General features: G+C 70.5%; 33 protein-coding genes, 1 other RNA gene and 1 pseudogene. 16 read left to right on the forward strand and 19 right to left on the reverse strand.

The window, feature by feature from the left end:
- Positions 1 to 100: 100 nt before the first annotated feature.
- From ACQ95T_RS13445 to ACQ95T_RS13465, 5 genes are all read right to left on the reverse strand, one after another.
- The gene (locus ACQ95T_RS13445) at positions 101 to 1,852 is read right to left on the reverse strand and encodes a DEAD/DEAH box helicase (protein ID WP_425941351.1); all 1,752 of its coding nucleotides are present in this window, start codon (positions 1,850 to 1,852) and stop codon (positions 101 to 103) included.
- 92 nt (positions 1,853 to 1,944) lie between these two features.
- On the reverse strand, positions 1,945 to 2,289 hold the full coding sequence (locus tag ACQ95T_RS13450; RefSeq protein WP_425941353.1) for a DUF3039 domain-containing protein: 345 nt from the start codon (positions 2,287 to 2,289) through the stop codon (positions 1,945 to 1,947).
- Positions 2,290 to 2,363: 74 nt separating this feature from the next.
- Positions 2,364 to 2,960, reverse strand: coding sequence for a YqgE/AlgH family protein (locus ACQ95T_RS13455; protein ID WP_425941355.1), 597 nt, complete (start codon positions 2,958 to 2,960; stop codon positions 2,364 to 2,366).
- 22 nt (positions 2,961 to 2,982) lie between these two features.
- Entirely contained in the window at positions 2,983 to 3,291 is a 309-nt protein-coding gene (locus ACQ95T_RS13460; RefSeq protein ID WP_431473005.1) for a hypothetical protein, read from the reverse strand.
- A gap of 155 nt (positions 3,292 to 3,446) precedes the next feature.
- Entirely contained in the window at positions 3,447 to 4,865 is a 1,419-nt protein-coding gene (locus ACQ95T_RS13465) for an NAD-dependent malic enzyme (protein WP_425941359.1), read from the reverse strand.
- Between the two features lie 128 nt (positions 4,866 to 4,993).
- Between ACQ95T_RS13465 and ACQ95T_RS13470 the strand changes: the two genes are divergently transcribed.
- Both ACQ95T_RS13470 and trxA read left to right on the forward strand, forming a co-directional pair.
- A complete protein-coding gene (locus tag ACQ95T_RS13470) occupies positions 4,994 to 5,977 on the forward strand; it encodes a YihY/virulence factor BrkB family protein (protein ID WP_425941361.1) in 984 nt (327 codons plus the stop codon).
- Between the two features lie 45 nt (positions 5,978 to 6,022).
- The gene (trxA, locus tag ACQ95T_RS13475; RefSeq protein WP_425941363.1) at positions 6,023 to 6,385 is read left to right on the forward strand and encodes a thioredoxin; all 363 of its coding nucleotides are present in this window, start codon (positions 6,023 to 6,025) and stop codon (positions 6,383 to 6,385) included.
- 115 nt (positions 6,386 to 6,500) lie between these two features.
- Here trxA and ACQ95T_RS13480 read toward each other — a convergent pair whose 3' ends face one another.
- A complete protein-coding gene (locus ACQ95T_RS13480) occupies positions 6,501 to 7,487 on the reverse strand; it encodes a gluconolaconase (protein ID WP_426947829.1) in 987 nt (328 codons plus the stop codon).
- Positions 7,488 to 7,626: 139 nt separating this feature from the next.
- On the opposite strand from ACQ95T_RS13480, the gene ACQ95T_RS13485 reads away from it, so the two are divergent.
- The 6 genes from ACQ95T_RS13485 to ACQ95T_RS13510 all read left to right on the forward strand — a co-directional run bounded on the left by ACQ95T_RS13485 (position 7,627) and on the right by ACQ95T_RS13510 (position 10,763).
- Positions 7,627 to 8,532, forward strand: coding sequence for a sensor histidine kinase (locus ACQ95T_RS13485; RefSeq protein ID WP_431473006.1), 906 nt, complete (start codon positions 7,627 to 7,629; stop codon positions 8,530 to 8,532).
- Positions 8,533 to 8,548: 16 nt separating this feature from the next.
- Complete coding sequence (locus tag ACQ95T_RS13490) at positions 8,549 to 8,830, forward strand: sensor histidine kinase (protein WP_431473007.1); 282 nt, start codon at positions 8,549 to 8,551, stop codon at positions 8,828 to 8,830.
- Positions 8,827 to 9,474 carry a response regulator gene (locus ACQ95T_RS13495; RefSeq protein WP_425941368.1) on the forward strand — a complete coding sequence of 216 codons (648 nt, stop codon included), beginning with the start codon at positions 8,827 to 8,829 and terminating at the stop codon, positions 9,472 to 9,474. Before ACQ95T_RS13490 ends, ACQ95T_RS13495 begins: the two co-directional genes overlap by 4 nt.
- A gap of 143 nt (positions 9,475 to 9,617) precedes the next feature.
- Positions 9,618 to 10,184: a dihydrofolate reductase family protein gene (locus ACQ95T_RS13500; protein WP_425941370.1), complete on the forward strand. Its 567-nt coding sequence runs from the start codon at positions 9,618 to 9,620 to the stop codon at positions 10,182 to 10,184.
- Positions 10,185 to 10,275: 91 nt separating this feature from the next.
- Entirely contained in the window at positions 10,276 to 10,491 is a 216-nt protein-coding gene (locus ACQ95T_RS13505; protein ID WP_431473008.1) for a DUF664 domain-containing protein, read from the forward strand.
- Positions 10,491 to 10,763 carry a DUF664 domain-containing protein gene (locus tag ACQ95T_RS13510; protein WP_431473833.1) on the forward strand — a complete coding sequence of 91 codons (273 nt, stop codon included), beginning with the start codon at positions 10,491 to 10,493 and terminating at the stop codon, positions 10,761 to 10,763. The genes ACQ95T_RS13505 and ACQ95T_RS13510 overlap by 1 nt, the downstream gene beginning before the upstream one ends.
- Positions 10,764 to 10,805: 42 nt before the next feature.
- Here ACQ95T_RS13510 and ACQ95T_RS13515 read toward each other — a convergent pair whose 3' ends face one another.
- Together ACQ95T_RS13515 and ACQ95T_RS13520 are read right to left on the reverse strand one after the other, a co-directional pair.
- Positions 10,806 to 11,750, reverse strand: a complete 945-nt coding sequence (locus ACQ95T_RS13515; RefSeq protein ID WP_425941374.1) for a cold-shock protein — start codon at positions 11,748 to 11,750, stop codon at positions 10,806 to 10,808.
- Between the two features lie 299 nt (positions 11,751 to 12,049).
- The gene (locus ACQ95T_RS13520) at positions 12,050 to 12,232 is read right to left on the reverse strand and encodes a tyrosine-type recombinase/integrase (RefSeq protein WP_425941376.1); all 183 of its coding nucleotides are present in this window, start codon (positions 12,230 to 12,232) and stop codon (positions 12,050 to 12,052) included.
- A gap of 433 nt (positions 12,233 to 12,665) precedes the next feature.
- On the opposite strand from ACQ95T_RS13520, the gene ACQ95T_RS13525 reads away from it, so the two are divergent.
- Together ACQ95T_RS13525 and ACQ95T_RS13530 are read left to right on the forward strand one after the other, a co-directional pair.
- Complete coding sequence (locus ACQ95T_RS13525; RefSeq protein ID WP_425941378.1) at positions 12,666 to 12,914, forward strand: type II toxin-antitoxin system Phd/YefM family antitoxin; 249 nt, start codon at positions 12,666 to 12,668, stop codon at positions 12,912 to 12,914.
- Positions 12,911 to 13,315 carry a type II toxin-antitoxin system VapC family toxin gene (locus ACQ95T_RS13530; RefSeq protein ID WP_425941380.1) on the forward strand — a complete coding sequence of 135 codons (405 nt, stop codon included), beginning with the start codon at positions 12,911 to 12,913 and terminating at the stop codon, positions 13,313 to 13,315. The genes ACQ95T_RS13525 and ACQ95T_RS13530 overlap by 4 nt, the downstream gene beginning before the upstream one ends.
- 87 nt (positions 13,316 to 13,402) lie before the next feature.
- Here the strand turns inward: ACQ95T_RS13530 and ACQ95T_RS13535 are convergent.
- From ACQ95T_RS13535 to ACQ95T_RS13545, 3 genes and pseudogenes are all read right to left on the reverse strand, one after another.
- Positions 13,403 to 13,468: pseudogene (locus ACQ95T_RS13535) on the reverse strand (hypothetical protein); the annotation flags it as partial.
- Between the two features lie 98 nt (positions 13,469 to 13,566).
- The gene (locus ACQ95T_RS13540; protein ID WP_425941382.1) at positions 13,567 to 13,782 is read right to left on the reverse strand and encodes a hypothetical protein; all 216 of its coding nucleotides are present in this window, start codon (positions 13,780 to 13,782) and stop codon (positions 13,567 to 13,569) included.
- Between the two features lie 273 nt (positions 13,783 to 14,055).
- Positions 14,056 to 14,526: a UPF0158 family protein gene (locus ACQ95T_RS13545; RefSeq protein ID WP_425941824.1), complete on the reverse strand. Its 471-nt coding sequence runs from the start codon at positions 14,524 to 14,526 to the stop codon at positions 14,056 to 14,058.
- Positions 14,527 to 14,607: 81 nt separating this feature from the next.
- Here ACQ95T_RS13545 and ACQ95T_RS13550 point away from each other — a divergent pair, with 81 nt between their 5' ends.
- From ACQ95T_RS13550 to ACQ95T_RS13570, 5 genes are all read left to right on the forward strand, one after another.
- Positions 14,608 to 14,772 carry a Txe/YoeB family addiction module toxin gene (locus ACQ95T_RS13550; protein ID WP_425941826.1) on the forward strand — a complete coding sequence of 55 codons (165 nt, stop codon included), beginning with the start codon at positions 14,608 to 14,610 and terminating at the stop codon, positions 14,770 to 14,772.
- 170 nt (positions 14,773 to 14,942) lie between these two features.
- The gene (locus ACQ95T_RS13555) at positions 14,943 to 15,176 is read left to right on the forward strand and encodes a YlcI/YnfO family protein (protein ID WP_425941383.1); all 234 of its coding nucleotides are present in this window, start codon (positions 14,943 to 14,945) and stop codon (positions 15,174 to 15,176) included.
- A gap of 2 nt (positions 15,177 to 15,178) precedes the next feature.
- Positions 15,179 to 15,499 (forward strand): type II toxin-antitoxin system PemK/MazF family toxin, encoded by a 321-nt coding sequence (locus tag ACQ95T_RS13560; RefSeq protein WP_425941385.1) that lies wholly within the window; start codon positions 15,179 to 15,181, stop codon positions 15,497 to 15,499.
- Positions 15,500 to 15,619: 120 nt separating this feature from the next.
- Positions 15,620 to 15,850 (forward strand): ribbon-helix-helix domain-containing protein, encoded by a 231-nt coding sequence (locus tag ACQ95T_RS13565; protein WP_425941387.1) that lies wholly within the window; start codon positions 15,620 to 15,622, stop codon positions 15,848 to 15,850.
- Entirely contained in the window at positions 15,837 to 16,184 is a 348-nt protein-coding gene (locus ACQ95T_RS13570; RefSeq protein ID WP_425941389.1) for a type II toxin-antitoxin system PemK/MazF family toxin, read from the forward strand. The genes ACQ95T_RS13565 and ACQ95T_RS13570 overlap by 14 nt, the downstream gene beginning before the upstream one ends.
- Before the next feature lie 473 nt (positions 16,185 to 16,657).
- On the opposite strand, the gene ACQ95T_RS13575 is transcribed toward ACQ95T_RS13570, so the two are convergent.
- The 5 genes from ACQ95T_RS13575 to ACQ95T_RS13595 form a co-directional block, all read right to left on the reverse strand.
- Positions 16,658 to 16,843, reverse strand: a complete 186-nt coding sequence (locus tag ACQ95T_RS13575) for a hypothetical protein (RefSeq protein WP_425941393.1) — start codon at positions 16,841 to 16,843, stop codon at positions 16,658 to 16,660.
- A 135-nt stretch (positions 16,844 to 16,978) separates the two neighbouring features.
- Positions 16,979 to 17,710, reverse strand: coding sequence for a DUF7668 domain-containing protein (locus ACQ95T_RS13580; protein ID WP_425941394.1), 732 nt, complete (start codon positions 17,708 to 17,710; stop codon positions 16,979 to 16,981).
- Between the two features lie 22 nt (positions 17,711 to 17,732).
- Entirely contained in the window at positions 17,733 to 18,551 is an 819-nt protein-coding gene (locus ACQ95T_RS13585; protein WP_425941396.1) for a DUF7668 domain-containing protein, read from the reverse strand.
- Positions 18,552 to 19,214: 663 nt separating this feature from the next.
- Positions 19,215 to 19,581, reverse strand: a transfer-messenger RNA (tmRNA) gene (ssrA, locus tag ACQ95T_RS13590).
- Positions 19,582 to 19,747: 166 nt separating this feature from the next.
- Positions 19,748 to 20,167 (reverse strand): CBS domain-containing protein, encoded by a 420-nt coding sequence (locus ACQ95T_RS13595; RefSeq protein ID WP_425941398.1) that lies wholly within the window; start codon positions 20,165 to 20,167, stop codon positions 19,748 to 19,750.
- A 126-nt stretch (positions 20,168 to 20,293) separates the two neighbouring features.
- Here ACQ95T_RS13595 and smpB point away from each other — a divergent pair, with 126 nt between their 5' ends.
- On the forward strand, positions 20,294 to 20,770 hold the full coding sequence (smpB, locus tag ACQ95T_RS13600) for an SsrA-binding protein SmpB (protein ID WP_425941400.1): 477 nt from the start codon (positions 20,294 to 20,296) through the stop codon (positions 20,768 to 20,770).
- A 105-nt stretch (positions 20,771 to 20,875) separates the two neighbouring features.
- Here the strand turns inward: smpB and ACQ95T_RS13605 are convergent, their stop codons facing one another.
- From ACQ95T_RS13605 to ftsE, 3 genes are read right to left on the reverse strand one after another with little or no spacing between them, the layout of a single operon-like run.
- On the reverse strand, positions 20,876 to 22,633 hold the full coding sequence (locus tag ACQ95T_RS13605) for a peptidoglycan DD-metalloendopeptidase family protein (RefSeq protein WP_425941402.1): 1,758 nt from the start codon (positions 22,631 to 22,633) through the stop codon (positions 20,876 to 20,878).
- A gap of 28 nt (positions 22,634 to 22,661) precedes the next feature.
- Positions 22,662 to 23,585 (reverse strand): permease-like cell division protein FtsX, encoded by a 924-nt coding sequence (gene ftsX / locus ACQ95T_RS13610; RefSeq protein ID WP_425941403.1) that lies wholly within the window; start codon positions 23,583 to 23,585, stop codon positions 22,662 to 22,664.
- The gene (gene ftsE / locus ACQ95T_RS13615) at positions 23,582 to 24,277 is read right to left on the reverse strand and encodes a cell division ATP-binding protein FtsE (protein ID WP_425941405.1); all 696 of its coding nucleotides are present in this window, start codon (positions 24,275 to 24,277) and stop codon (positions 23,582 to 23,584) included. The genes ftsX and ftsE overlap by 4 nt, the downstream gene beginning before the upstream one ends.
- Positions 24,278 to 24,540: the final 263 nt, after the last annotated feature.

A 24,540-nucleotide genomic window follows, 5' to 3' on the forward strand; every position in this document is an offset into this window, starting at 1 on the left:
CACCACCGTGTGGCCCACCAAAACGAGCACGGCCACCGCGGCGACGACGAAGAGGCGAGCGCCACGGCCGGGTAGCCGAGCAGCGTCCAGCTCGCCCCAGTCAGCGACGCCCGACGAACCAGCGCCGGATCGTCTCGATCCGGGTCCCCACCTGCTCGCTGCTGGCGGTCGCCAGCTCGGGTCCGCCGCAGGTGCGGCGCAGCTCGGCGTGCACCACCGCGTGCGGCCGGCCCGCCTTCTGGGCGTAGGCCGAGACCAGCCTGTTCAGCTCCTTGCGCTGCTCGGCGAGCGCCCGGTGCGCCGAGACCGCCTGCGCCCGCTCGTGGCCACCGCCCCGGGACACCTGCTTCTTCTGGCGCTCGCGCAGCACGTGCGCCACCTGGTCGGGCTCGAGCAGGCCGGGCAGGCCGAGGTACTCCTCCTCGTCCTGGGACCCGGGCAGCCCGCCCAGGCCGAACTGCTCGGCGTCGAAGAGGACGTGGTCGAACTCGGCGGCCGAGTGCAGCGCCTCGAACGAGCCCTCGAGCTCGTCGGCGGCCCCCTCCGTGGCGTTGGCCTGCGCCATCAGCTGCTCCTCCGGCGCCCAGACGTCCTCGTCCTGCTCGGTGGGACGACGGTTCAGGACGTGGTCGCGCTCGACCTCCATGGTGCCGGCGTGCTGCAGGATCGTCGGGACGCTGGGCAGGAAGATCGAGGCGGTCTCCCCGCGGCGCCGGGCCCGGACGAACCGGCCCACGGCCTGGGCGAAGAACAGCGGGGTTGACGTCGACGTGGCGTAGACGCCCACGCACAGCCGCGGCACGTCCACCCCCTCGGAGACCATCCGCACCGCGACCATCCAGCGCGAGCTGCTCCCGGCGAACTCCTCGATCCTCGCCGAGGCGCCGGTGTCGTCGGAAAGGACCACCGTGGGACGCTCCCCCGTGAGCTCGTGCAGCTGGCGGGCGTAGGCCCGGGCCGAGCTCTGGTCGGTGGCGATGACCAGGCCACCGGCGTCGTCGACGTGCCGGCGGACCTCGGAGAGCCGCTTGTCGGCGGCCGCCAGCACCGAGGGCACCCAGTCCCCGGCGGGGTCCAGGGCGGTCCGCCACGCCTGCTTGCTGACGTCCTTGGTCAGCGGCTCCCCCAGGCGCACCTCCAGCTCGTCCCCCACCCGGGTGCGCCAGCGCATCGTGCCGCCGTAGGCCAGGAACAGCACGGGGCGCACGACCCCGTCGCCGAGCGCGTCGGCATACCCGTAGGTGTAGTCGGCGCGCGAGCGCAGCTCGCCCCCCTGGTCCATCTCGTAGCGCACGAACGGGATGGCGGCGGTGTCGGAGCGGAAGGGGGTGCCGGTCAGCGCCAGCCGCCGGGCGGCCGGTTCGAAGGCCTCGCGGATCGCCTCGCCCCAGGACAGCGCGTCGCCACCGTGGTGGACCTCGTCGAGGATGACGAGGGTGCGGGCCGCCTCGGTGCGTGAACGGTGCAGGAGGGGCTTGCTCGCCACCCCGGCGTAGGTCACGGCGACGCCGTCGTAGTCGGCGGCGTGCCGTCCCTGGGCGTTGGCGAAGCGCGGGTCGATCCGGATGCCCACCTTGGCCGCGGCCTCGGCCCACTGCACCTTGAGGTGCTCGGTGGGCGCGACGACGGTCACCCGGGTGATCTCCCCCCGGTCCAGCAGCTCGGTGGCCACGCGCAGGGCGAAGGTGGTCTTGCCCGCACCGGGCGTGGCCACGGCGAGGAAGTCGCGGGGCCGCTCCGTCAGGTACCGCTCCAGCGCCGCGGCCTGCCACGCGCGCAGCTTGTTGGCGGTCCCCCAGGCGGCGCGTCCCGGATAGGCGGGAGGCAGGTGGGAGGCGGCGGAGGTCGACATGGCCGACCCAGGATAGGCGCTTTCGGGAGCGGACTCACCCGGCCCGCCGCGCCCGTGGGGACGCCCTCAACCGTGGTATGGCGTGTCGCGCCTCAGTCCCCCGCGCCGCCGGAGTCCTTGCCTCCGCCGCCGTCCTGGGGCTCGCGCAGACCGTCGTAGATCTCCTTGCACATGGGGCACACCGGGAACTTCTCGGGGTCGCGCCCGGGCACCCAGACCTTGCCGCACAGGGCGATCACCGGGTTGCCGGTCATCGCGCTCTCCAGGATCTTCTCCTTGCGCACGAAGTGGGCGAACCGCTCGTGGTCGCCGGGCTCGGAGAGGCGGGGGTCGGCGCTGGTGCCGGTGCGCTCGAGCAGGGCGGTCCGCTGCGGAGCCGGCCCGGAGGGTGCCTCGGGGGCGTCGAGCGGCTGGTCGGAGGAGGTCACGGTCGCCATCCCGCCAGTGTAGGACGACGAGGGGCACGTCGGGCAGTGGTCGGCCGGCCGTGGTCGGCTCCGTTGGTCCCCCGTCAGTTGGTCTCGGGCACGTCGGTCCAGGTGGTGACGAAGGCCATGCTGCTGCGCTGACGCAGCAGCACCTCGCGCCACAGCCCGGCGACGTCCTCGTGGAAGGGGTCGCGCGGTTCCCGGGGCACGACGTACCAGGCGCCACGGCGCAGCTCGGACTCCAGCTGCCCGGCCGCCCACCCGGAGTAGCCGACGAAGATCCGGAAGGCCCCCAGCTCCGGGACGACCAGCGGCGCGGGGGCGTCCAGGTCGACCAGCCCGATCCCTCCGAACAGCAGCTGGGTGCCCAGGGGCGGGTCGTGCGGGTCGTGGCCGGGGACGCTGACCAGGCCCATGGCGGTGTCGGGTCCGACCGGGCCACCCCGGAAGAGCACACCGGGCGCGGTCACGAAGGGCTGCCACTGGGGCAGGACCGCCTCCACGCGGGCATCCATCGGCCGGTTGAGCACCAGCCCGTGGGCCCCCTCCTCGTCGTGGTGCAGCACCAGGACGACCGCACGCTCGAAGACGTCCCCGGTCAGCGGCGTGGCCACGAGGAGGGAACCGGTCAGGTCCTGCCCGCCGGTCCGGCCCCCGCCTGCCACGTCCGGTCCGCTCACACCGTCCCCTCCTCGCGCGTCCTCATCCCTCCATCTTGGCCCAGGTCCGCCCCGCTCCGCGCGCCACGACGACCCCGAGGCCGACGCCCGCGAGGTTGGCCACGGTGTCCCAGGGGTCCATCATCCGGGAGGGGGCGACCCAGGCCTGGAGCGGCTCGGCGACCAGGGCGTGCACGAGCAGCACCGGCACGAGCCACCGTGCCCCGAGCACCCGGGCGAGCGCCACGGGCCCGGCGAAGGCGAGCAGGTGCCCGACCTTGTCGCTCCCGGCCGGGCCGTCGGGCCCGGGGGCGGAGTCGGAGTAGAGGCCGACCACCTGGATGAGGAGCATCACGAGCAGCGCCAGCCAGGTCAGGAGCCGGACGGGGTCCTGGGCCGCTCCCCCGGGACCGGGACCGCCCGTTCGTCCTGAGGCTGCCCCTCCTGGGCCTGCCCCTCCGGGACCCGCTCCTCCGGGACCCGGCCCACCCGGGCCGGTCCGCCCGCTCAGGAGCCGTCCCCCTGCTGCCGCTCGCGGGCCGCCTGCTCCACGGCGCGGGCGACCGCGGTGGTCGCGGCGGTGTTGAACACGCTGGGGATGATGTACGTGGGGTTCAGCTCGTCGGGACCGACCACGTCCGCGAGGGCCGACGCCGCGGCGAGCAGCATCTCGTCGTCGATGTGGTCGCTCTGCGCGTCGAGCAGGCCCCGGAACACGCCGGGGAAGACGAGCACGTTGTTGATCTGGTTGGCGAAGTCGCTGCGGCCGGTGGCCACGACGGTCGCGTGCCGGCCCGCCTCCACCGGGTCGACCTCGGGCACCGGGTTGGCCATCGCGAAGACGATCGCGTCCTCGTTCATCTGCGCGACGTCCTGGCCGGTGAGGATGTTGCCGGCCGAGACGCCGATGAAGACGTCCGCGCCGACGAGCGCGTCCTTGAGGGTGCCGGTCTCCATCGCACGGTTGGTCTGGCTGGCGATCCAGGCGAGGTTGCCGTTGTGTCCTGACATGACGTCGGGGCGGCGGGAGTGGATCACGCCGTCGACGTCGGCGACGACCAGGTCGGTGGCACCCGCGCGCAGCAGCAGCCGGATGATGGCCGAGCCGGCGGCCCCGGCGCCGGACATGACGATCTTGACGTCGTCGATCCCCTTGCCCACGACGCGCAGGGCGTTCTTGAGGGCCGCGAGCGCGACGATCGCGGTGCCGTGCTGGTCGTCGTGGAAGACGGGGATGTCCAGCTCCTCGCGCAGCCGGGCCTCGATGTGGAAGCAGCGCGGTGCCGAGATGTCCTCCAGGTTGATCCCGGCGAACCCGGGGGCCAGGGCCTTGACGATGCGCACGATCTCGTCGGCGTCGTGGGCGTCGAGGCAGATCGGGAAGGCGTCGATGTCGGCGAACCGCTTGAACAGGGCGGCCTTGCCCTCCATGACCGGCATCGCGGCCAGCGGACCGATGTCGCCCAGCCCCAGGACGGCCGACCCGTCGGTCACGACCGCGACGGTGTTGCGCTTGATGGTCAGGCGGCGCGCGTCGGCGGGGTTCTCGGCGATGGCCTGGCAGATCTTGGCCACGCCCGGGGTGTAGACGAGCGAGAGGTCGTCCCGGTTGCGGATGGGCAGCTTGGAGCGCACCTCCAGCTTGCCCCCCAGGTGGGCCAGGAAGGTCCGGTCGCTGACCCGGCCGATCTCCACCCCGTCCACCCCGGCGATGGCCTCCACCACCTCGGCCGCGTGCGTGGTGCCGTGGGTGGCGACGGTCAGGTCGGCCTGGAGGCGCTCGGTGCCGGACTCGCTGATGTCCACGGCGGTGACCATGCCGCCCACGTCGGAGACCGCGGTGGTGATCTCGGAGACGGCGGTGACCCGGGCGGGCAGCTCGAGCCGGACGGTGATGGAGTTGGACACGGAGGGCACGGGACTCATGGGGGGACATTCTTCCCTGGGGTCCCGCCCCTGCCCCCATCCGGGTCACGCACGGACCCCGGCCCCGTGCACGACGGGAGGGGCAGCGGTCCCCGTGCGGCCCCGGGGAGGCCGGGTGACACTGGGGTATGACGTCCGCCCCTGACCGCGAGCAGGAGCCGGAGCGCCGGGGTGCCGGCGTCGTGGACCCCCGCAACCTTCCCTGGCGTGCCTGGCTGCAGATCCTGCGGCGGGTCCTGCGCCGTCTCGGGGACGACCGGTTCTCCTTGCACAGCGCCGCCGTGGCCTTCTTCGCCGTGCTCTCCGTCGCGCCCGTGCTGCTGACCGCGCTGTCCGTCTACGGCGCGGTCAACACGCCCACCCAGGCCATGACCCACCTCTCCGGGGTGGTCGACGTCCTTCCGCCGGCGGTCGGTGACGTCCTGGCTGACCAGCTCGTCTCGATCACGGCAGCGTCCACCCAGGTGCTCACCGTCCGGGGCCTGCTCGCCGTCGCGGTCGCGCTGGGGACGGCGACGACCGCGACGACCTTCCTCATGGAGGCGTTGACGGTGGCCTACCGGGAGGAGGAGACCCGCGGGCGGCTGCGCCGGACCGGGGTCGCCCTGGCCCTCGTGCTCGGTGGCGCGGTGGCGGTCGGTGCGGTGATCAGCGCCAGCACGGTGCTCTTCCGGACCCTCTCCGGGGTCCCCGACGTGGTCCGGTCCGTCGTCGTGGCTGCGGTCTGGGTCGGGCTGGCGCTCCTCATGGTCCTCACGCTGGCGGTGCTCTACCGCTTCGCGCCCGACCGTCGCGGCCGGGCCAGGTGGCGCTGGGTCAGCGTCGGCTCCGTGTCCGCCACGCTCGCCTGGCTGCTCACCTCCGCCGCGCTGTTCGGCTACGTGACGAACTTCTCCAGCTACGAGCGCACCTACGGCTCGCTGGCCGGGGTGGCGATCAGCATGCTGTGGCTCTGGCTCACGGTGCTGCTCGTCGTCCTCGGGGCGGCGCTCAACGCCGAGTCCGAGCGGCAGACGGCCCGGGACACCACGGTGGGGGCCGAACGCCGTCCGGGGCGGAGGGGCGCGGTCGTGGCCGACGACGTTCCACCCCACCCGGAGGACCAGGGGTGAGGATCTTTCGGAAGAGATCGGCCCCCTCGTGACGTTGACCGGACCATGAGCACCGTGAACCTGACCGCAGAGACCTTCGAGCAGACCGTCACCGGCAACGACATCGTGCTGGTCGACTGGTGGGCCGAGTGGTGCGGCCCCTGCAAGATGTTCGGCCCGGTCTACGACAAGGCCTCCGAGCAGCACCCCGACGTCGTCTTCGGCAAGGTCGACACCGAGGACCAGCAGGCGCTCGCCGCCGGTGCGGGCATCACCTCGATCCCCACGATCATGGCCTTCCGCGACGGGATGCTCGTCTTCCGCCAGCCGGGTGCGCTGCCCGCCCGGGACCTGGAGTCGGTCATCGACCAGGTCAGGGGACTGGACATGGAGGACGTCCGCGCGAAGATGGCCGAGCAGCAGGCCTGAGCCGCCCCGCCCACGGCACGTCCGAGGCCCTCTCCACCCGATCGGGTGGGAGGGCCTCGCGCGTGCTCGACGTCCGTCCATGTGAGCACGCGCCCCGGCGGGGTCGGCCCACCCGTCAGCGCACGAACGGGTCGGTGACCACCTCGTAGGGCGGCGTGGCCACCGCCTCGTCGAACTTGCTGTCGACGTAGAGGATCCGCCCGTTCAGCACCTTGGCCGTCGTCAGCACCCGCTCGGGGTCGGTGGCCTGCTCGGACAGCAGCCGCGCGTCGGACCCGTCGGCCGACAGCCGCAGCGTGGTGACGACCCGCGGGAAGTTCCGGACGACGGTCAGCCGGTTCCCCCGCAGCACCAGGCCGTCCGCGCCGACCAGGTCCACTCCCCCGGTGTCGACCTGGGTGACCGAGCGCTCCTGCAGATCGAGGCGCCACAGCCGGCCGAGGTTGCCCTGGGCCACGATCAGAGCGCTGCGGTCCGGGGAGGTGACGATGCCGCCCAGGTTGAACTGGCCGGGTCCCTGCACGGTCGGGATGGTGCCGGTCGCGTCGACCCACAGCTCGACCGTCCAGCTGCCGTGCTCGCGCACGACCCGGAAGATCTGCGGTGCGTTCGAGTTGGTGACGTAGGCGGCGCCGTCGGGCCCGATCCACACGTCGTTGAGGAAGGCGTTGTCCCCCGGCACCTGCAGCGCGGCGAGCAGCTGACCGGACCGTGAGTAGACCCAGACGTCCGGGCGACCGTTGTCGCGGCCGTCGGGGCCGATGCCGTTCGGACCGCCGGCGACGTAGACGTTCCCCCGCCGGTCGGTCGTGATGCCTCTGGCGGTGAAGCGACCGTCAGCACCGTCCCCGGCGAGCCACTCCGAGGTGTGCGCCCGGTTGGCCGTGCCCCGGTGGATCTCACCCCCGGTCACCTCGCTGACGTAGAAGGTGCCCCGTCGCTGGTCGGTGCCGATCCCCTCGAACCTGGATCCGCCGTCGTCCCCGTCCAGCACGTATGTGGTGGGCCGGCCGGGTGGGTCGTCGTGGGCCACGGCCGTCGGGAGGGCGCCGACCGCAGGAAGAGCGAGCGCGGCAAGGAGGGCGACGAGCGGGCGCTTCATGAGGGTCTCCATCTCGATGAACGGGTCGGTACCGTCCAGCCTCGCGCGGACGAGGGTCCGGGACGACCGACGACGGTCCATCCCTCGCTAGCCGATCGGATGATGACGAGCCGGGCCGACGGCCGTAGCCTGTGCGCCCATGGAGCACGGCGTCTCGCACGCGCCCCGGGTGCGGGGAATCCTCGCGCCCGCCGGAGGCCTGGACCGGTGGCTGCAGGTCGTGCTCCTCGCCCTGGTCCTGGCCTGCGCGCTCCGGTACGTGGACCGTCACGGCCTAGGACCCACGGGTCAGGTGGTCCTCGCCGGGGCCGCCGGGTTCGCTCTGGTGTATGCCGCCCGTGCAGCGGTTCCGACGGGTGCGGGTGGACCGGTGGCCTGGGTGCTCCTGACCACCGCGCTGTGGACCTCGCTCACCCTCGCCGCGCCGTCGTTCGCCTGGACCGCGGTGCCGGTGGCCTTCGCGGTCCTGCAGGTCCTGCCGTTCAGCTGGGCCGCGGGGGTCGTGGTCCTCATGACGGCCGTCGTCAGCGCCGGCTGGCTGCGGATCGCGGAGCGCTTCGACGTCACGATCGTCGTGGGACCGGTGGGTATCGCCCTGGTGACCGTCGTGGCCTACCGGTCCCTGAAGCGTGAGTCGACGGCACGCCAGCTCCTGCTGGACGAGCTCACCGCCGCCCAGGTCGACCTGGCCGCGGCCCAGCGGCAGTCGGGGGCCCTCGCCGAGCGCACACGGCTGTCCCGCGAGATCCACGACTCCGTCGGCCAGGGCCTGTCCAGCATCAACCTGCTCCTCAACGCGGCCCAGCAGGACTGGGACCGTTCTCCCGAGGTCGCCCGCGCCCACGTTCGCACGGCGGCCTCGACCGCGAGGGACGAGCTGGAGGAGGTGCGTCGCGTCGTGCGGGACCTCGCCCCGGCAGGTCTGGACGGTGACGTGCACGGGGCCGCTCTGCCGGCCGCGGTGCGCAGGCTGGTCGAGAGTGGACGCCCACGGGCTAGACGCGAGCGTGCACGTGCACGGCGCACCCGTCCCGGTACCCCCTGACGTCGGCACGGCGGTGATGCGGTCCGCCCGGGGTGCGCTGGCCAACGCCGTCGAGCACGCGGATGCACGGACCGTCGTCGTGACCCTCACCTACCACCCTGACGAGCTGCTCCTCGACGTCCGTGACGACGGGCGGGGGTTCGACCCCGCCCGTCCCGGGACGGGCGGCGCACGGGGTCGCGGTCTGAACGGCATACACCACCGTGCGAAGGAGCTGGGCGGACAGGCGACGGTCGAGAGCTCGCCCGGCGAGGGCACCACCCTGTCGGTCGCCTTCCCGCTGGACGGGCGATCGTGATCCGGTTGGTCCTGTGCGACGACCATCCCGTCGTCCGTGCGGGCCTTCGGGCCCTCGTCGACGGGCAGGAGGACCTGGCCGTGGTCGGCGAGGCCGCCGACCTGGCGAGCGCCGTCCGAGCGGTCACCCTCGAGCGTCCGGACGTGGTGCTCATGGACCTCAACCTCGGGGCGGGGCCGGGCGGGGTCGAGATCATCCCGCGGCTGCGGTCCCTGTCTCCGTCCCCCCGGGTGCTCGTGCTGACGACGTACGACACCGAGTCCGACATCCTGAGGGCCCTGGACGCGGGGGCCGCAGGGTACCTGCTCAAGGACGCCCCGCCCGAGGAGCTCTTCGCCGCGATCCACGCGACGGCGCACGGAGAGATGGTCCTTTCCTCGTCCGTCGCCGCAACCCTGCTCCGCCGCGCATCCTCCCCGGGACCGGTCGTGACCGAGCGCGAGGTTCAGGTGCTCGAGCTCCTGGTGCGGGGGCTGGGCAACAAGGATCTCGCGCGCGAGCTGCTGGTGTCCGAGGCGACCGTCAAGAGCCATCTGTCCCACATCTACGCCAAGCTCGGTGTGGAGACCCGGGCGGGCGCCGTCGCCGCAGCGCTCGACCAGCGGATCGTGCGGGCGGCGGACCGGGGGCCACCTCCTTCCTGACCCGCCCGCGCGGCCGCGTCGTCGACCTCGGCCAGCAGGTGCACGCTCGGGGTGAACACGTCGAAGGCGGAGCGTCCATCGGTGCTCTTGACGCTGCTTGACTGACGCTGCACGCTGAGAGCCCCCGTCGGACCGGAGGCCTCATGGGCAAGCTGATCTACGCAGCGAACACCTCGCTCGACGGCTATCTCGAGGACGAGACCGGTTCCATCGACTGGTCCACGCCTGACGACGAGGTGCACGAGTTCTGGAACGAGCACGAGGGGCGCATCGGCACGGCGCTGTACGGCCGCCACATGTACGAGACGATGCGCGTGTGGGAGAGCGACGACTGGTTGGCCACCGCTCCGGCAGTCGTCCGTGAGTACGCCGCGATCTGGCGCGATACCGACAAGGTCGTCTACTCCACGACGCTCGAAGCGGTCTCGACCGCGCGGACGCGGATGGAGCGGCAGTTCGACCCCGTGGCGGTCCGACGGCTCAAGGAGAGGACCAGTTCCGACCTGAGCATCGGCGGCGCGGCCATCGGGGCCGAGGCGTTCCGGCACGGGCTGGTCGACGAGTGCGTGCTGCTCCTGTGCCCCGTGCTCGTGGGCGGAGGCAAGCCGGCGCTCCCCCGAGGCCTACGACTCGACCTGGAACTGCTGGATCACCGCCGGTTCGGCAACGGTGTGGTCGGGGTTCGATACGCGGTGTCGCGCACACCCTGACCGGTGCGGGGACGCTTCTGGCGTCACCACCGTCCGTCCACGCCCCGCGGCAGAGGACCGCGTCCTGGTGTGCTCCCGTACGGTGCTGGGTATGACGCGAGAGCGGACGGTGCTCCTGGAACACCTCGAGGCAGAACGAAAGCACGTGCTGGCTGCCGTGGACGGGGTGGGTGAAGCCGACCTGACCCGTGCCATGGCTTCGTCGGGGTGGTCGATCGCCCAGCTGCTGAACCACCTGACCTACGACGATGAGATTCTCTGGGGCAGCGCCATCATCGGTGGGGACGAAGAGAGGCGATCGGTCTGATCCAGGACGGATGGAAGGCTCCCGCGACGTCTGGCGCTGGTGCAGTCGAGCGCTACCGGCACTGGTCGCGTCGAGCCGACGTCCTCCTTGCCGAGGCCGACTTCGACGCGCCCCCGCGCTGGTGGCCCTCGGAGGACGTGTTTCCGTTTCCACCGTTTGCCGACGTTCGTCAGTGCGTGGTCAGGCTCCTTCTCGAGACGGCCACCCACGCGGGCCACCTGGACATGGCCCGCGAACGGATCGACGGTCACCAGCACCTGGTGGTCACGTAGACCTGCTCTCGGGCACCACCCGCCAGGGACGCGCCGTCCCGTTCACACCCGTTCGACGCGGTCGGCCTGTGGTCCTCGATCGCTCTGTCGCACCTGGTACCGGACCCGATCGCCCTGATGCAGCGCCTCGGCACCTCTCAGAACCGACACGTGCACGAACAGGTCCGCGCCTCCCGTGTCCGGGGCGATGAAGCCGAATCCCCGCTCCTCGTCGTAGCGCGCGACCACTCCCTCGCCGCCGCGCGCCGGGACGTCGGAGGCCTCCCGACGTCCCGACCGAGCACGGGTCGTCGACGTCGTAGGTGCGCCCCGCGGTGTCGAGCTGCGCGCGAGGCGTACGTCGCGAGCCTGCGGGCCCCTCTCGCTCATCACGACGTCGTACGTCACCCGGTCCCCCTCGCCCAGCTCGGGAAGCCCGTCGGCCAGCGCCCGGACGTGGACGAAGACATCGGGGTCGCCCGACTCGGGGGTGATGAACCCGAAACCCTTACCCACGTCATACCAGGACACTGTGCCGTCCGCCCCGTCGGATGCCACGGCCTGCTGGGCAGCCTGGTCTGCCAAGGGAAGCAGATGGTCGGCCTGCGGTCCCCTCTCCCCGTCGACGACGAGGAACGCCACGCGCTGCCCCTCCGAGACCACGCCGCCCCCCACGATGGCCGAGCTGTGCATGAAGATCTCGGCACCACCGCCGTCGGGCGTGATGAAGCCGTACCCCTTGGCAGGCTCGTACCAAGAGACGGTGCCGAGCAGACCCAGCGGTGTATCGGCGGCCTGGTCGGCCGTGACCCGGACGCGGCGTGCTGTCGGGCCGCGGTCCCCCTCGCCGATCTCGAACTCGACCACCTGCCCCTCCCTGAGCAGCTTCGTCGCGTCGCCGCTGACGATCTCGGACGCATGCACGTACAGGTCCTCTGCCTCCTGTCCGAGGGCGATGAAGCCGAACCCCCGGTCGGCATCGAACCAGCGGACGGTTCCCTGGGTCACGGCTGACTCCTTGTCGAAGATGCGGTCGGTGTTCCCCCAGTGTCCCCGACGGGACCGCGACAGGCGCCTTACGGTGCTCACACCGTCGTGACGGTGCCCGACTGCGACATCCACGACCCCGGCGCTGCACCGATAGCGGTACGGACAGGTGCGTCGCCAGTGGCAAAGCGTCCAGCCGAGCCGCACTGGTGGTCGCCGCCCTGGAGCGCGAGATTTGTCTGGCCCGGCTGGACAAGAGTCGCCCGTCCGGGTCTCTCCGATGAACGGTGGTTCTGGCGTTCATCGGACAGACCCTTTGGTCAGGTGCCGGAGGCCATGTAGGCGGCAAGGATGTAGTTGGGGTGACGGTCGAGGTTCTTGCGTGCTCGGTCGTAGCGCATGGTGGTGCGGGGGTCGGCGTGGCGGGCCGCGGTCTGGACGTCGCGCAGGTCCACGCCGGCGTCGAGCATGGTGGTGACGAAGGTGTGCCGGAGCAAGGGCAAGACGTCGATGGAAGCGATGCGCTGCCTGCGCCGGCGCCTGTCCGACGTCGTCTACCGCCAGCTCGCCGCCGACGCGGCCGCCCGCACCGACGACGCACTCGAGGCGGGCCCGGGGGGGCACTCGGGGACGACTTCGCAATCCAGCGTGGCCGGCCTGACCCCGGACACCGGCCCTTCGGAAAAGCCACTTCCCGGACCCGCACCCACCACGCTACCCAGCCCGGCGCCCACCCAAGAGATCCAACCGGGGAGGCACCAGGCCCACCGCGCCGACGCGCCGGAAGTGTCAACGTGGAGCGCCCCACCGGACGAACGACTTGACACCGACCAACGTCGGCGCGCTCGAACGCCTCCCCGGCCACCCCCGCTTGACAACCGGCGTCGTGGAAGGGAGCCATGAGGGAGTGTGTAGCACAAGCGCTACCATGGGGTTATGGAAACGGTGGGACTTCGTGAGCTGAGGCAGGACGCCTCTGGCCTTCTGCGACGTGTGGAGCGAGGCGAGGAGATCATCATCACCGTCTCTGGTCGGCCCAGCGCCAGACTCGTACCAGCTCGGCAGACCCGTTGGCACCGCTGGGATGAGGTCACGGACCTGTTCGCCGGCCCTGCCGATGCGGACTGGGAGACTGATCGAGAGTTGGTCGAGGACACCGTCCGCGACCCCTGGGCAGAGCAGTGACCGAGCAAACGGAAACGGACGAGCGTGGCCTGCTCGACACGAGCGTGGTGATTGCCGAGGACCTCGCGCCAATCCCCGGCGTCCTGGCTATCAGCACCGTCACTTTGGCGGAGCTGCACTTCGGGGTCCTCGTTGCCAAGTCCGCCGAGGTGCGCGCCGAACGCCTGCGACGACTCAGCATCCTTCAGCGCCGGTTCGATGCCCTGCCCCTCGACGAGGTCGTCGCGGCCAGTTACGGCCGCCTCGCGGCCGCGGTCCTAGAAGCCGGACGTCAACCCCGCCGACGCACAATGGACCTGTTGATCGCAGCCACCGCCCATGCACATGACGCTGCGCTCTACACCCGCAACCCGGATGATTTCGCCGGAATTGGGGACCTGATCGATGTGCGCGTGGTCTAACGACCCGCGGCAAAGTAGTGCGGGATAGGCGCTCTCTTGGTCAAGCCGTTCAAGGATCCAGGAGCGCACGAGCGTGGATGCAGGTAGGTGCTTGGCGTCGGCCACGCTCTGGACCCTGGCCTGCTCATCTGCGCTCAGCCGTACCGAGTACACACCGAGACCGGTTCGGCCGCTTGCCCTGGGTACCCGTCGGGTAGGGGTCGTCCTTGGTGCGCTCGGACTCCTCGCGCAACCCGGAGATCAGCTTGGGGTCAACTGTCTTGGCCATCCTCGAGTCCTTCCTGGTATATCTGCAGGTCGGCCCCGGTGGCCGGCCAAGCGTTCACTCCGTGTGGCTCACCGTCGAGGTCGCGGTAGGCGATGACGACCAGCACGCGCCCGGCGGAGGGCGAGTGGCCGATGAACCGGGAGGCGCCCATCCGAGACTTCGGGTCCGGTTCCAGTGCCACCATGTCGATGTCGGCCATAGACCTCACGGGTCCAGTCGGACGCGACATCCATGGCGTCGGTGTAGCGGCTGGAGCGGAAGCCGATGTAGTCCATCGACTCGGCGTCCCAATGGAGTTTCTCACTCACGAATCCAGTGTCACCGAAGGACGTTGTAGTACAAGGCTCTGGGCGTGGGCCCTGCGGCGAGGCGACGGATGCCAGGCGGGCGGAGGGCCTCAGCCCTGCCCACGGCACCATGCCACCAGCGGCACGTGAGTGCGTGCCACAGGAGGGGCTGACTGACGCCGGGGTTAGGGCACCTCGGGGTCGGGGTGGTTCTGTCGATACTGGCCGGCGTCGTCTTCGGGGATGAGGCCTTCGTCCGCGAGCCAGTCGACCGCTCGTCTATTCGCGCGGGTCTCTCGAAAGGCGTGCCAGGTTGGTAGGAGATCGGGGAACTCCTCGTGCAGCGCGTTCTTGAACCGCCGAAAGGCACCCTTGCCTGCAATGGCTCGCGCGAGTCGGCGTCCCGCGGGGTCATCGCTCAACCGGTCCGCGAAATCGGCCATGTCTTGGTACCAGACATACGACGGGAGCGGATCGATCAGCGTGAGGTCCACGTCCTCAAGGTCCACGGGGTTCTCCCCGTCGAGGCCAGTGTCAGAAGTCCAGAAGGACACCTGCCCCGACGTGGGGTCGATCAGCCACCGATGGTCGTAGTCGGTCTGGTCGGACAGTGCTGTCGCGATCTCGTCCAGGTCCAGCTGGCTGAGCTCGAGCATGAGCCCAGGGTAGAAGGTCGACGTAGACGCCGCAGCCGTCAGCTCCTGGGCATGCCATAGACGCAGGGCCTCCTGGACATCCTGGCCGAGGACCCGTTCGCCACGCCCCCGCGCTACGAGAAGCTCGTCGGTGACCTCGCCGGCTGCTACGCCCGGCGGATCGATATCCAGCACCGACTCGTGTGCGAGGTGCTCCCGGAAGAGCGCGTTGTCCACGTGCTGCGGATGTGGGCTCACTACGAGTAGGGCTTGCCAGTGCCAGCGACCCTCGTTGCGCCGCTCTCGAGAGATCGAGGCGGCCCATCAGCTCGGGCACGGGATCGGGACACCCGTGCAGGCCATGACTCCTGAGCAGTAACCGGTCGATCCGTGGCAAGTGCATCCCATTATGGGATGCTCGATGGTATGCTCACGGCATGACGACACAGATCGCGGTACGGCTCCCTGACGAGATGGTTCGCTTCTTGGACCGGAGCGTCGCCAGTGGCAAGGCTGCCAGCCGAGCCGCGCTGGTGGCCGCGGCCCTAGAGCGCGAGATGCGCCTTCAGGCCGCGCAGCAGGACGTCCAGACCCTGAAGAAGAAGGGCACGGCCGATGACCTCGACGAGCTCGTGGCCTGGCCCGTGGCCCACGCGACACTGGACGACTGACCTTGCGCGAGATCTGCCTGGCGAGGCTGGACAAGACGCGCCCCGTCCTGGTGCTCACCCGCGACACTGCCCGCGCCGTGATGACCAAGGTGACCGTGGCTCCCATCACGTCGACCGTCAAGGGGTTGTCCAGCGAAGTACCGGTAGGACGTGCCAACGGGCTGGACCACGACAGTGCTGTCTCGATCGACAACGTCCTGACCATCCCCGCCGACCTCCTGGGCAGGACGCTGGGGCTCCTCACGCCCGAGCAGGAGCGCCACCTTGCAAGAGCCATCGTGCTGGCGTACGACCTCGAGGTGCCGTTGCTCCAAGAGCCGTGATCGCCCCTGAACCCAGAGACGATGCCTTCCGATCGAGCTGGAATGGAGAGCGACCAGCGGCATGCGCGAATGGTGCTACTGGGGTAGTCGTTGTGATCCTACCGAGGTAGTATCGCTGTCATGAAGGTGAGTGTAAGTCTGAGCGAGGAAGACCTCGCGGCCCTGGACCGGTACGTCGAGCAAGCCGGTCTGGAGTCAAGGTCGGCTGCCGTCCAGCAGGCCATCCGCCGCTTGCAGGATCCGCAGCTGGAGGCGGACTATGCCGCCGCCTGGCAGGAGTGGGCCCGCGCGGGGGACGAAGACGCGTGGGCCGCTGCGTCCTCGGACGGGCTCACCGATGCTGCGCGGTGAGATTCACCTCGTCGATCTGGACCCTGTGCGCGGTAGCGAGGCCAACAAGCGTCGCCCCGCGGTATTGGTCAGCAATGACCAGGCCAACACCATGGCTCAGCGACTTGGTCGCGGCGTAGTGACCGTCGTGCCCGTCACCAGCAACGTGGAGCGAATCTTTCCGTTTCAGGTGCTCCTGCCAGCGGACGAGACGGGACTGCGGGTGGACTTCAAAGCCCAAGGTGAGCAGGTTCGCTCGGTCGCCGTTGAACGGATCGGCCCTGCAGTAGGCCGGGTTTCGCCTCGATTGATGGCTGCGGTCGACGAAGCACTGCGCCTCCATCTGCGCTTGTGACCGCGCGGCGGCAGTTCAGTGCGTCTGTCCGTGAACGTGGACGACCGCGTTGTGGCCGCCGCTGTCGAGCGTGGCGTCGCACGTGTGTAGCGGCGCCCCTAGCGCCTCTGCCATAGTGATGTAGGCGGCGTCGTAGCTCGTGTACTGGTGCCGCAGGTCCCAAATCCGCTCGGCCAACGGCGCTGTTGCATGCCTGTCGATGACAAAGCCGAAGTGGACGTTGCGGGCGGCGCTGGCCGCGTGCTCGCCCAGTTTGCGACCCAGCGCGAGTCCTCGTAGAACGGAGGGACTTCGACGTCGAGGATGTGAGGCGCGGCGACCTCGCCGGCCAACGCATTGAGCAGCATCTCATCGACATCGCGACCCGGCTGCAGAGTGGCGCGGAAGGTGCGGCATCACTCGGCGGGGCAGACTGAGCCAGGAACCACGCGGCCTGCGGCATGACAGTGCACGTGGCGGCGCACCACCGGGGTCTACGGGCAGACCTTCTCTACCCCTGGGGTCCACACCGGCACCACGGTCTCGTGCTCCACCGGCGAGGTGCCCTCGACAGCGACGAGGACCAGGTGCTCGTCCAGCCACGACCACAGGGCGTCGGGGTAAGGACGCAGCCGGTCCTCCACGCCGACCAGACCGTCCCGCAGCTGCTCAGCGCTCATGCCACCCGGCCGGCGACGAGAGATAGCTCGCCGGCCGAGAGCGCGCCGATCACCCCGCCGACCGCAGAGACCACCTCGGGTCTGCTGTATGCCAATCTTTTCCTCTCCCCGGACGACGGAGCCGCCGTCGTCGACTCACAGGGTATGGATTCTTTTGATGCACAGGGTGACCGCGCTCCCGGTATCCCGGACCTGTCCCTCGAGTGTCAGGTCGCTGCGTCCTTCCTCCGCGGTCCACAGGTCGACCGACACGTCCCAGACATCCTGCTCTCCCGTGGGCTGGTGGTCGGTAAAAGCCCAGGCGTCGTCGGGAAGGTCGACGACGGTGGCGGGATACTCCACGACCCAGTGCTCGAAACCGAGGTCGTCAGGGCCTTCACTGGCCGGTGCTACCCCGTCCCGCACCAGGCCGGCGTAGTCGCCGGCCGCCAGGCGACGGACGACGCCCGCGATGACCGGTCGCCATCGCTCGGGCACCGGACGAAGACCGTCGGGAATACCCTGCCAGCCGGGAGAACGGGCCAACCTCGCGTCACGCACGTCGGCCGCACGACCCTGCGCCTCGGTGGATCCCACGTCGACAAGGGAGAGCACCTCGGGCCGGTAGTACGACCCGCGCTCCGTGACCCGGACCAGCAGACCGACCCCCGTCGGGCCGTCAGCAGTGACCAGCGGGACGACGATGTCGAACTGGTCCGGACGGCCGCCGGCCGGGCGCGCCGTCAGCTCGCGGACGGCCTGGGGCGATAGGGGCTGCACCCGGCCCCCCAGCGACGCCAGCCTCTGTCTCAGGTTCGTCTCGTCCATCCGGGAGAACGGCCGCACGGCGCCGAACGCCTCCTTGACGAGGAGGTTGAGGGGGAACACGGCAGCCTGCCGCATCCGCGCGTCAGAGCACGTGCACACTCGTGACCACGACTCTCACGTTCGTACCGTCATCGTGTACCTCTGCTGTCAGCGTGAGGTCGCTGACGCCTTCGACCGCCGTCCACAACGGCAGCGTCACGGCGTATACCCCGGGGCCGGCAGAGACCGGCAGGTGATCCGACCACGCCCACGCGTAGGGCGGGAGCGGCACCAAGGAGTCGTGGTAGGCCTCGAGGTTGCCCTGGACCATGTCACCGGGCCCGCCGACGTGCGCGATCACGCCCTCCCGCTCAAGACGCTCATAGTCACCGGCGACCAAGCTGTCGACCACCTGACGGATCAAGGGACGCCATCGTTCGGGTATCGGGTAGTCCATCGGCACCAGCGGCTCCGTCAGACGAACCTCCGACGGGCGCGGCTGACGGGCCGGATCCGGGACCATGCCCGTGACCTCAGGCGGTGGCACGACGTCCTCGAACCCGACCACGTGGCGTCGGAACGTCGATTCGAACCCCGACGGAACCAACCGGACGCGGGCCGCTCTCCCCGCCATGCCGATGTTCGTCCACAACGGCACGAGGGCCTCGTACTCGACCGGGTCCGTTCCTGGCACGCTCTGAGGTTGGACCCAGTTCTCGAACCAGGGCAGCGCCTGCTCAGGGAGCCTGTACAGCGGTGCACCCACCGCCTTGACCTCGGCCTCCAACTCCGCCCGGGACAGGCCGCCGGCGTGCGCGATGGTAGCCAGATCTCCGCTACCGAAGAGATTGGCCAGGACGGCGAGCGGCATGAGCATGCCCCGCCGCTCCTCACGCCCACCCCTTTCGTCGCAGTCGTGCACGCGAGCACCATACAAGGGACACCCGCAGGGGTACCGGCACCGCGTGGATGAAGCCGGTTTGAGCGGTCACGAACCGTCAGATCACCGCGGTGGAACTGTCACCATCGCGCGAAAGTGGCCCAAGTCAGGGTGGGTTACGCCGCCTCGGGCATAGCGCCGCTCGCGCACATGCTCCCGATGAGTTCGCGCTCATCGGCGTTATGTGAGCGCGATGTCACGCGCGCCTCCGAGGGGATGTCGCAGTGGCATCCACAACTCGGCGGAGTCTTGATGTCACGCACCCCGGCGTGGCAGCGATGTATCGACCCTCGACGTGTGCCGGCCACCGGCATATCGCTGATGAGAGGCGCTCACAGAGCCCTGCCTGTGGCAAGCGTTGGGCGTGGAGCGCGCATCGCTTGTGGTCTGGGTCCCTGCACCGGAAGGGACCAGACGGCTTGCGGGTAGCACCATCTAGTTGGTGACGGGCTCTGCTGTTGCTTCATGCTCACGTCATCCGCCTCCGGATGATCCGGCGCGGGTGTGTCAGCCCTATGTCAATCCGGGTGGTCGTCTGACGCTACTCCTGACCACTCCTGTTCGGATGCACGAAACCCCCAGATTCGCGTCCTCAGGCGCAATCTAGGGGTTGACGTGCGACAACTGCACGGCGTGAAGACACGTAAGTGGAGGTGGCGGGAATCGAACCCGCGTCCGTCGCCAGGAATCCAGGGCTTCTCCGGGTGCAGTGCGCTAAGGATTTTCTCGGCCCCAGGGCTCGCGCGCACACGTTCCCTGACAGGCCCAGTCACGTAGGAGTCCCGCGCCGTCCCGTGACGTGACGACGCAGCAAGTCCTCTAGCTGATGCCAGACACTGAGACGAGGACTAGCTCAGGCTGACAGACTTCGGGCTCGCTCAGGCGGCGAGGGCGAAGTCGCTGCGGTTGGAATTGGCAGCTATTGGTTTCGCAAGGATCGTTGACGAGATGACCTTGCATCCTCGACCCGCTTCCCCTGAGACGCTGAACGACGTCGAAACCGATCACCCCCATGGGGTGCCTTCACGCTGTGCAGTTGTCAACCGGTCCACCGCGTCCTCGCGGACGGGGCAGACCGTCATCCTACGGGGGTCAACACCGTGAGGTCCACGCGGATTCCCTCCGGCGCGCCCAACCGCCGCGCCGGCCCCCCCACCGGCACCGGCACCGGGCGGGTCTCAGCCGCGGCCATAGACCATCTGGACGAAGTGGGCCACCTTGTCGTCGCTCACATGACGGGCCAGGTCGGACTCGCTGATCATCCCGACGAGACGGCCACCGTCGACGACCGGCAGGCGCTTGATCTGCTGGTCGCCCATGGTGTCGACGATGCGGTCGACATCCTCCTCCGACCCGACCGTGGAGACGATGCCCTGGGCTACCGACCCGACGGTCGTGGTAGCCAGGTCAGCGCCCTCGGCCACTCCGCGCACGACGATGTCCCGGTCGGTGACGATGCCCGACAGCGACCCGTCCCCTGACATCACCGGCAGGGCCCCCACCCCGTGGTCTCGCATCAGCGTCGCGGCCTCGGCCAGCGACTGGTCCTCGGTGACGGTGTGCATCTCGGCGGTCATGATCTCGCGTGCGGTGGTCATGTCACTCCATTTCGAGGGGGTTGCGGTTCCGTGCCTTCCCCACCCTGCCCCGCCCCCGCCCCACGGGCAAGCGGAGGGGAAACCCGCGCGACCGCATACCCCCTGCTCGCCTAGACTGGGCCGGTCATGCCCAAGGAAACCGGACGCAAGGTCGTCGCGAACAACAAGAAGGCCCGGCACGAGTACCTCATCGAGGACACCGTCGAGGCCGGCCTCGTGCTGACCGGGACCGAGGTGAAGTCGCTGAGGCAGGGTCGGGCCTCGCTGGCCGACGGTTACGCGACGTCCTACGGCGGCGAGCTGTACCTGGAGGGCGTGCACATCCCGGAGTACACGCAGGGGACGTGGACCAACCATTCGGCCCGGCGCCGGCGCAAGCTGCTGCTGCACCGGGACGAGATGGACAAGCTTGTCGCCAAGGCCGAGCAGGCCGGGCACACGATCATCCCGCTGTCGCTCTACTTCAAGGACGGGCGCGCCAAGGTCGAGATCGCGCTTGCCAAGGGCAAGAAGCTGCACGACAAGCGGCAGACGCTACGCGAACGGCAGGACCGCCGCGAGGCGGAGCGGGCCATGTCTGCCCACCTGAAGCGGCACGGCTGAGCGCGCGTCGCCGGGCAGCCATCACGGCCCCTTCCTGACGCTCGCTCCGCCGCTCACGCTCGCTCCGCCGCTCAGGCCGCTCCACCGCTCACACCCCTCACGCCGTCAGAGCCAGATCCGCGGGTTGACGGGCGCGCCGTTCTCCCGGGTCTCGAAGTGCAGGTGGCAGCCGGTCGAGGAACCCGTCGTCCCCTCGTAGCCCACGACCTGCCCGCGGGAGACCGACTGGCCGGGCGAGACGGCGAAGCTCTGCAGGTGCAGGTAGGCCGTGGTCAGGTTGACCCCTCGCTGGATCCCGTGGTCGAGCACGACGTAGTTGCCGCGGCTGTCGTCGTAGGGGGTGGAGTGCACCACGCCGTCGGCCGCGGCCGTGATGGGTGCCCCGCACCCGCCGCTGAAGTCGATGCCCGAGTGCAGGAGCGTGACTCCGAGGATCGGGTGCAGCCGCATCCCGAACTCGCTGGTCACGCCGCCGGCCACCGGCTGGGACAAGAACCCTGAGGACGTCTGTGCCGCGACCTGGGCGACCTGGGCCCGGCGCTCGGACTCGGCCTCCGCCGCGACCTGACGCTCGCGCTCCTCGGCGGCCTGCCGCTCGTCGGCCTCCTGGGCGGCCCGCTCCGCGGCGGCCGCCTCCTGCGCGGCGGCCTCGGCCCGCCGCCGGGCCTCCGCCGCGGCCTGCTCGTCGGCGCGACGCTGGGCGTCGGCCTCGGCCTGCCGCTGCCGCTCGGCCTCCCGTTCGGCGGCCCGCTGCCTGGCCCGCTCCTCGGCCGCCTGCTCGGCAGCGGCCTGCTCCGCCGCCTGCCGGGCCGCCTCCGCCTCGGCGGCCTTGCGGAGCGCCTCCTCCTCAGCCTTCCGTGCGGCCTCCTCGGCGGCCTTGCGACGGGCGGCCTCCTCGGCCGCCCTGAGCTCGGCCTCGGCGATCCGCTCCTCCTCGGCCTGTTCGTCGGCCTTGAGCCCGTGCTTGGTCTCGGCCAGCTCCGCGAGCTCGGCCGCCAGGTCGTCGGAGCGCCGCTGCTCCCCGGCCAGCTCCTCGGCGACGCGAGCCTTCTCCTCCTCCAGCGCCTCCTTCTCGCGCGCCTGCCGTGCCTCCAGCTCCTCCAGCTCGGCGCGCACGGCCTCGGCCGCGGCACGGGCCTCCTCCTTCGCGACCACCATGGCTTCGGCGCGGGCGAGCAGGTAGGCGATGTCGCCGCGCACGCCGGCGAGCCGGTCCTGCTCCACGACGTGCTCGGCCTCCTGGCCGGCCAGGGCCCGGATCTGCTGGTCCTGCACCCGCAGCACGGTGCGGGCCATGGACATCTCGTCGACCGCGTCGGACTCCCCGGAGAGCAGCTCCAGCGTCGAGGCCAGGGACCCCATGCCGCCCTGCTTGTAGCTTTCCCGGGCGATGGCGCCGACGGTGTCCCGGCTCTCGGCCTGCTGCTCCTCGTTCTGGGCGAGGCGCTCCTCGATGCGCTCCTCGTCCGCGCGGGCCAGCCCCAGCTCGGCCTCGATGCGCTCCGCCTCAGCCTCGGCGTCGGTCAGGTCGGCCTCTGCCTCGGCGAGCGCCACCCGGGCCTCGGCCACCTGCTCGGTGGTGCGGGCCAGCCGTTCGCTGGCCTCCACCAGCTCCTGGCCGGTGTGGTCCAGCTCCTCGTCCAGCTCGGCGGCCTGCTGACGAGAGCGTTCCTCGGCCTGACGCTTGCGCTCCTCCTCGGCCTCCACCCGCTCGATCCGGTCCCGGATCTCGTCGAGGTCGTCGGCGAGTGCGGGCGCGGCGACCATCACGCCGGCCAGCGCGAGGGCGAGGACGCCGCGGACCCGGGCGGCGGCATACCGACCCTGCCGTCGGGCGGGTGGGTGCTGGACGGAACCGCTCATCGTGCTTCTCCTCTGGGCGTCCACGGGATCAGACCCGTACGTGCCGGTGCAGGGCCAACCAGGCGGTGACCACGGCCAGCAGGAGTGCCCCACCGACCAGGAACGGGGTGATCAGCCACAGGTCGCGCTCGCCGACCAGGCTGATCAGGCCGCTCTCCCCCGCGAGCAGCTCGGACAGGAACCCGGTGACGCCGTAGCGCACCGTGGCCCACAGGAGACCGACGGCGAGCGCGGCCCCGAGCAGGGTCGCCACGACGGTCTCCAGGACGAAGGGCAGGTGGATGGAGAAGGCCGAGGCGCCGACCATCCGCTTGATCGCGGTCTCGCGTCGCCGGGTCCAGGCGGTGAGCCGGATCGTGGTCGAGATGAGCAGGACGGCGCACACCACCATCGCCACGGCGAGCGCCAGCGCCCCGACGCTGAGCACCCCCAGGAAGGTGAAGAGCTTGTCCACGACCTCGCGCTGGTCCTCCACGCTCTCCACGCCGGGCGCGTCCTCGAACGCGGCCCGGATCACCTCGTAGCGGCTGGGGTCGGACAGGTTGACCCGGAACGACTCCGGGATCGCCTCCTGGGGGATGGAGTCGATGACCGGGCTGTTGCGGAACTGGTCGCGGAAGCGCTCGTAGGCCTCCTCGTTGGACTCGTAGAAGACCTCGGTGACCAACGGGCTCAGGCCCTCCAGGTCGGCCCTGATCTGGTCGCGCTGCTCCTGGGTCACCCCTCCCCCGCTGCACGAGGCCACCTCGGCGGCACCGGGGGTGCACAGGAAGATCGAGACCTCGACCCGGTCGTACCAGAAGCCCTTGGCCGTGCTCACCTGCTGCTGCGCGAGCAGGCCGATGCCCAGGAAGAACAGCGAGACCATCGTCACGAGCACGACCGAGACGACCATCGAGACGTTGCGGCGCAGGCCGTTGCCGATCTCACCGAGCAGGAACCCGGGCCTCACGGCGCCGCCACCTGCCGGTAGCCGCCCACCGCCTGGTCGCGGACCACCCGGCCCTCGTGCAGCTGCACGACCCGCTTGCGGAACTGGTCCACGATCGAGGTGTCGTGGGTGGCCATGAGCACGGTCGTGCCGGCGCGGTTGATGCGCTCGAGGATGGCCACGATCTCGCTGCTGGTGTCCGGGTCGAGGTTGCCGGTCGGCTCGTCGGCGAGCAGGATCGGCGGCTTGTTGACCATGGCGCGGGCGATGGCCACGCGCTGCTGCTCCCCGCCGGAGAGCTCGTGCGGCAGGCGTCGCCCCTTGTCCTGCAGCCCGACGAGGGCCAGGGTCTCGGGGACGCGCTGCCTGATCTCGTGCCGCCGGGTCCCGAGCACCTGCAGGACGTACGCGACGTTCTGCGCCACCGTCTTGCCCGACAACAGCCGGAAGTCCTGGAAGACCGTGCCGATCTGGCGGCGCAGCAGGTGCACCCGCCTCTGCGGCAGCTCGCCAAGGTCGTGCCCGGCCACGAGCACCCGACCCGCCGTGGGCGCCTGCTCGAGGATGACCAGACGCAGCAGCGAGCTCTTCCCCGAGCCCGACTGTCCCACCACGAAGCAGAACTCTCCGCGGGTGACGTCGAGGTCCACCTCGCGCAACGCCCAGGGGTCGCCCTTGGCGTAGCGCAGGCTGACGTTCTCCAGGGTGATCACGCGGGCGGGCTCCAGGGGAGAGTATGCGGTGCTGCTGGGACGGGGGGGACGTGTGGGGCGGGCTGGCGGTCGGCGTTCACGGTAACCGAGGGACCCGGGGCGACCAAGGACCCGCGCCGGGCCTGTCGAGATCCGGTCCCGCCCGGGTTCTGTCAAGGGACGGTAGGGCCCAGGTCAGGGGTCGGTCAGAAGTCGGTCTGGACTCGGTCAAGACCCTGGACCGCGGGCCCGCGGGTGCCTACCTTGCGACAGGGCCCTCGGTC

The sequence above is a fragment of the Ornithinimicrobium carbonis genome, from assembly GCF_050703245.1.
Lineage (GTDB): Bacteria > Actinomycetota > Actinomycetes > Actinomycetales > Dermatophilaceae > Ornithinicoccus.